The organism is uncultured Amnibacterium sp. (assembly GCF_964244015.1).
Lineage (GTDB): Bacteria > Actinomycetota > Actinomycetes > Actinomycetales > Microbacteriaceae > Amnibacterium.
In genome coordinates this window covers 1-4,992 of the sequence record NZ_CAXTHO010000167.1, presented here as the reverse complement: position 1 = coordinate 4,992, position 4,992 = coordinate 1, and the positions used below count along the sequence as shown (strand labels likewise).

General features: G+C 70.2%; 5 protein-coding genes and 1 pseudogene. 2 read left to right on the top strand and 4 right to left on the bottom strand.

Translation table 11 applies throughout. From position 1 onward, the window contains the following. Nucleotides 1–470: 470 nt before the first annotated feature. Both ACFE67_RS14000 and ACFE67_RS13995 read left to right on the top strand, forming a co-directional pair. Entirely contained in the window at nt 471–701 is a 231-nt protein-coding gene (locus ACFE67_RS14000; RefSeq protein ID WP_375407488.1) for a hypothetical protein, read from the top strand. Beyond that, nucleotides 677–1,531, top strand: a complete 855-nt coding sequence (locus ACFE67_RS13995) for a hypothetical protein (protein WP_375407487.1) — start codon at nt 677–679, stop codon at nt 1,529–1,531. Before ACFE67_RS14000 ends, ACFE67_RS13995 begins: the two co-directional genes overlap by 25 nt. Here the strand turns inward: ACFE67_RS13995 and ACFE67_RS13990 are convergent. From ACFE67_RS13990 to ACFE67_RS13975, 4 genes and pseudogenes are all read right to left on the bottom strand, one after another. Beyond that, nucleotides 1,515–1,928 carry a PRC-barrel domain-containing protein gene (locus ACFE67_RS13990; protein WP_375407486.1) on the bottom strand — a complete coding sequence of 138 codons (414 nt, stop codon included), beginning with the start codon at nt 1,926–1,928 and terminating at the stop codon, nt 1,515–1,517. The genes ACFE67_RS13995 and ACFE67_RS13990 overlap by 17 nt on opposite strands. A gap of 105 nt (nt 1,929–2,033) precedes the next feature. Further along, nucleotides 2,034–3,365, bottom strand: a complete 1,332-nt coding sequence (locus tag ACFE67_RS13985) for a DUF58 domain-containing protein (protein ID WP_375407485.1) — start codon at nt 3,363–3,365, stop codon at nt 2,034–2,036. Between the two features lie 100 nt (nt 3,366–3,465). Next, nucleotides 3,466–4,413: an AAA family ATPase gene (locus ACFE67_RS13980; protein WP_375407484.1), complete on the bottom strand. Its 948-nt coding sequence runs from the start codon at nt 4,411–4,413 to the stop codon at nt 3,466–3,468. 28 nt (nt 4,414–4,441) lie between these two features. Continuing rightward, a pseudogene (locus ACFE67_RS13975) lies at nt 4,442–4,992 on the bottom strand (hypothetical protein); the annotation flags it as partial.

Here is a 4,992-nt window from a genome sequence, read left to right as displayed (position 1 = left end):
CCCTTCGCGGCGGGCGCCCGCCGCATCATCGCGGAGTAGCCCGCCGCGGTTGCTGACGTCAGCCGACCCCGATCCCATCCGAGCTCACCAGAGGCGGCAACACAGCGGGTTGTGGAGAACTCTCGTCGCAAGGGCGCGCGATGTTTTACGGTGACCACATGTTCCGTGGGACTCGACGACTGGTGGGGGTAGCAGGGGTACTCATACTCAGTTCCGGCTTGAGCGCTTGCGCCGCTCCCCGGTCAGCGATGCCAACCTCGATCGCGACGCCCGCTGTGACGTCGGTCTTCAGTTCTCGGGCACAAGCGAGTACCGCTTTCCGCAACCTCTACCGGTCCTACCTTGAGTCGCTCAACGCGGTGTTCGCCGACGGTGGGAAAGAGCCGGAGCGGTTGAAGAAATATCTTGCGTCATCGCAATACGGGCACGCCTCCGAGTCCGCACAATGATACGTGAACGAGGGTCTTCACGTGAAGGGTGAAGCTCGGGTCTCCGCGTTCGAGTTGCAAGCTGTCGATCTCGAAAGCGGAACGGGTGCAGCGTACATCTGTATTGACGTCCATGAAACCCGCATCATTGATTCGCATGGAGACGATGTGACTCCAGATAAGCGCGCAAATAAACAGCCGCTGCTCGTCAATTTTGTTCGCGGACCACTCATCACGACAAGCAAAGTATGGTCCGACGACGGCGTCTGCTGACCAGCTTCGTTTCATCGATGCTACTCAGCAGCCAAACACTGGTATCCGCTGTCCTCTTCAACCCGACCGACGATGCGCTCTGTCCAGATGCCGGGATTTACGTTGGGTGTCCGAATGTCAAAGCTTCTACCAATGGCGGTGGAGTTGATCTCGATGGTTCGGTCCAGCGGCAGAGGGCGGGGACGCCGGCGGCCGGTGTACCCGGTGGCTCCGGTGGGAAGGCTCGTATTCCTTCTCGGGACGGTGAGTCGGATGCTTTGACTGACGCGGAGATCCTCAGGTTGGAGGAGCAGATCTGCACTGGGGTCGGTACCTGTGGCGGTCGGTTCGCCGTGCTCGGGGAGCCGCCGGAGGAGGGTAAGGATGTTCCTGCTCAGGTCGTGACGATCGCGGATCTGGCTCGGTTCCTCCCGGCGGTGGCGGCGCTGCACGGGGAGCCGGACGGTTGGGCGGTTGTCGGTGTGCCGGCGAACTTCTGGGTCGATGTGGAGGCGGTGACCGTCGCCGGTGAACTGCTGGGTGAGGCCGCTGAGGTGCGGTTCACGCCGCAGGCGTACCGCTTCGACTACGGCGACGGGACGACAAGGGCGACGACCACTCCGGGGGCTTCGTGGGCGGACCTCGGGCAGGAGGAACTGACCAAGACCCAGACCAGTCACATCTACGAGGCACGCGCAGATCGAGAGGCGACGGTCACGGTGGTCTACTCCGCTGAGTACCGCTTCGCCGGTGGAGCCTGGATCGGCGTTGCCGGCGCAGTCAGTGGTACGACGCCGCCGCAGCGGGTGCTCGTGGTCGTCGAGCGGACGGCGCTTACGACGCCTGCTTGAACCCCCGCACATCGTCGCGGACGCTGTAGCAGATCTCGTCCTGGTCGACCTGCATCAGCCCGAGTTCCGACCGGGGATGCTGCACCGCCGGGATGCCGTAATGCGTGTAGAGACGATCCTGCTCCTCGAGGGTGAGTGGCTCGTCCATCTCCTTGCGGGGAGCCTCGCGCGCAACCCGGCGCTCGACCGCCACGTGCAGCGACCGCTCATCCCACTCCGCGTTCTCGAGCGGAACGAGCACCTCGGCGCCGCTCATCAGGCCGAGTCGCACGCTCACCCACGTGGGGTGATCGGTCTGCTCGTCCACGTACACCTGATTGATCTCGCCGATCCGGTCGTCCTGCACGTCCAGCGCGTCGGCGCCGATCATGCCGGCGATGGCTGCTGTGGTGATCATGGGTCCCCCTGAGTGCGAAGAGTCGACGATGCCTCCTTCTGCTGGGCGGACCGTCCGGGTCACCTGTACTCCGCATGGCAAGTTTCCGTGCGGACATCGGAGGTGTCAGAGCCGGCCGGCCGCCTTCAGTGCGAGATAGCGGTCGGCGAGCGCCGGCGGCAGGGCCGCAGGAGGAGCCGTGACGACCTGCGCACCCAGGCGCTGCGCGGCGGCGGCGATGCGGTCCGTGTCGAGCAGCGTGCGCTCCGCTGCCGCGGCGAGGTAGGTGTCGTCGAGGTCCCCGCGATCCGTCGTCATGGCGACCACGGCCGGGTCGGTGACGGAGGCGATGACGACCAGATGCCGGCTCGTCAGCTGCGGCAGCATCGTCAGCATCGCGCGGGCGGTACCGGCCCCCTCCAACGAGGTGATCAGCACGACGAGTGCCCGCTGCGACGTCAGCGCGCGCACCTGGGCGGGCAACCCGGCCCAATCGGTCTCGAGCAGTTCGGGCTCGACCGGTGCCATCGCGTCGACCATTCGGTGCAGGACGTCGGAGGGGGCCGCGGCGTGCACGCGGGCGCGGACCCTCCTGTCCCAGACGAGCAGATCGGTGCGATCGCCGGCGCGGGTGGCGAGTGCGGTGAGCAGCAGGGTCGACTCGAACGCCGTGTCGAGGCGCGGCTCATCGTCGATGCGCGCGGCGGCGGTGCGGCCGGAGTCGACCACGACGACAACCCGTCGATCCCGCTCGGGCCGCCAGGTGCGGATCATCAGCCGCTGACCGGCCCCGGGCAGCGCGACGTTCCTCGCGGTCGCGCGCCAGTCGATGGAGCGCACGTCGTCGCCGCGCACGTATTCGCGGATGGAGTCGAACTCCGTGCCCTGGCCGCGCACCTGCAGCAGGGTGCGGCCGTCGAGCTCCCGCAGGCGCGCGAGCCGGCTCGGGAGGTGACGGCGGGAGCGGAACGGTGGGAGGACCCGGAACGCGCCCGCCTCCTTCAGCGTCACCTGACGGCCCGCGATCCCGAGGGGGCCGAGCGATCGGACGGTCACCTGCTCCGCGCGGCGCTCGCCGCGGCGGACCGGGACGAGGGTCGAGCGGTACGCGCGCCGCTCGCCGCCCGGCAGGTCGAGCGCCCACCGGGTCGGGACGGCGCCCGCGGAGGGCTGCCACGCGTCGCGCACCATCCCGCGGATTCGGCGGGTGCCCGGGTTCGTGACGAGCAGCGTCGCCTCGGTGGGCTCGCCGAGGCGGACGGCGTTCGGCAGCTCCCGCTCGAGGCGCATCTGCCGCGGACTCGGCGCGACCAGCAGGTCGAGCAGGATCAGGAGGACGACGAGCCCGAGCCAGACCCCGAGCGACCCGACGGCCCAGCCGGCGCCGAACCTCCCGAGCGCGATGACGGGCACGATCCCGATGAGCACCAGAAGCGGCACCCGCCCGGTGATCACCACCTCCGCGCCTCCGGGAAGCGCTCGGTGGTCTCGAGGCTCGCTGCGCGGATCCTGAGGCACTCGAAGGGCGCACCTCGACCAGCGGGGGCGGCGTATTCCGTCACAGGGGGACCTGGACCGTCGCGATGATGCTCCGGAGGACCGCGTCGACCGAGACTCCCTCCAGCTCCGCCTCGGGGCGGAGGCGGATGCGGTGCCGCAGGACCGGCAGCGCCATGTCCTGGATGTGATCCGGCGTCAGGGCGGGCGCGGCGCGCAGCCACGCCCAGGCGCGCGAGGCGGCCAGCAGCGCGGCGGCACCGCGCGGGGAGACGCCGAGCTGCACGGAGGGCGCCGAGCGCGTACCGCGCACCAGGTCGACCACGTAGCCCAGCACGTCGGCGGTCACCCGCACCTCGCGCACAGCGGCCCGGGCGGCGCGCAGCTGCTCCGGCGTCAGCACCGGCTTCAGCCCGGACAGGTCGCGCGGGTCGAAGCCGCCGGCGTGCCGGACGAGCACCTCGACCTCCTGGTCGCGGGCCGGCAGGTCGAGCACGATCTTCATCAGGAACCGGTCGAGCTGCGCCTCGGGCAGCGTGTAGGTGCCCTCGTACTCGACGGGGTTCTGCGTCGCGGCGACCAGGAACGGGTCGGGCAGCGGGCGCGAGACGCCGTCGACCGTGACCTGGCGCTCCTCCATCGCCTCCAGCAGCGCGCTCTGCGTCTTCGGCGGCGTGCGGTTGATCTCGTCCGCCAGCAGCAGGTTCGTGAACACCGGCCCCTTCCGGAAGTCGAATTTGCCGGTGCCCGCGTCGAACACCGTCGAACCGGTCACGTCGCCCGGCATCAGGTCGGGCGTGAACTGCACCCGCGTGGTCTCGAGCGCCAGCGACGCGGACAGCGAGCGCACCAGCAGCGTCTTCGCGACGCCGGGCACGCCCTCGAGCAGCACGTGACCGCGCGCGAGCAGTGCCACGATCAGTCCGCTGACCGCGGCCTCCTGGCCCACCACCGCCTTACCCACCTCCGTGCGCACCGCTGCGAGGAGTTCACGAAGGTCGTCGGTCATCTGGTCTCCGTCAGTCGGGGAAGTGAGGTCATCGGGAAGCGGGGTCGGAGGCGCCCGGCACGGCGGCCGCGCGGACGGCGCCCTCCAGCCGGGTGAGGTCGTCGGAGATGCGCACCAGGTCGCCGTCGGTCGCCGGATCGGCGGTCAGCAGCGCTGCGGCGACCGCGTCGCGCGGGCGGCCCGTGAGGTGCACGGTCGCCTCGACGACCTCGTCGACGGACGCGGTGCCGGACAGCCCGAGGTTCGGCGCCATGCGCCGGATCGCGCCGATCCGCAGGGAGTCGGCGGCGTGCAGGCGGGCGCGGGCGCGGTTGTAGAGGCGAGCGCGCCCCTCCACGGTCTCGCGGGAGCGGACGACGACGGGCAGCGCCTCGATCACGATCGGCCCGAGCCGCCTGCCCTTCCAGAGCGCGGCGGCGAACCCGGCGAGCAGCAGCAGCAGGGCGACCGGCGTGACCCACGGCGGTGTGAGGTCCTGCAGGGTCGACCCGGTACCGGCTGCGGGGTCGAGCGGCGACTGCCGGAACCAGACGAGGTCCGCGGTCGCGCCGAGGGCGCCGAGCGCGACCGCGGCGTTCC

What these genes read in the sequence shown, in the direction of transcription:
- ACFE67_RS13995 (WP_375407487.1), top strand. Translation starts at nt 677, where the DNA reads ATGGTCCGACGACGGCGTCTGCTGACCAGCTTCGTTTCATCGATGCTA.
- ACFE67_RS13990 (WP_375407486.1), bottom strand. Translation starts at nt 1,928, where the DNA reads ATGATCACCACAGCAGCCATCGCCGGCATGATCGGCGCCGACGCGCTG.
- ACFE67_RS13980 (WP_375407484.1), bottom strand. Translation starts at nt 4,413, where the DNA reads ATGACCGACGACCTTCGTGAACTCCTCGCAGCGGTGCGCACGGAGGTG.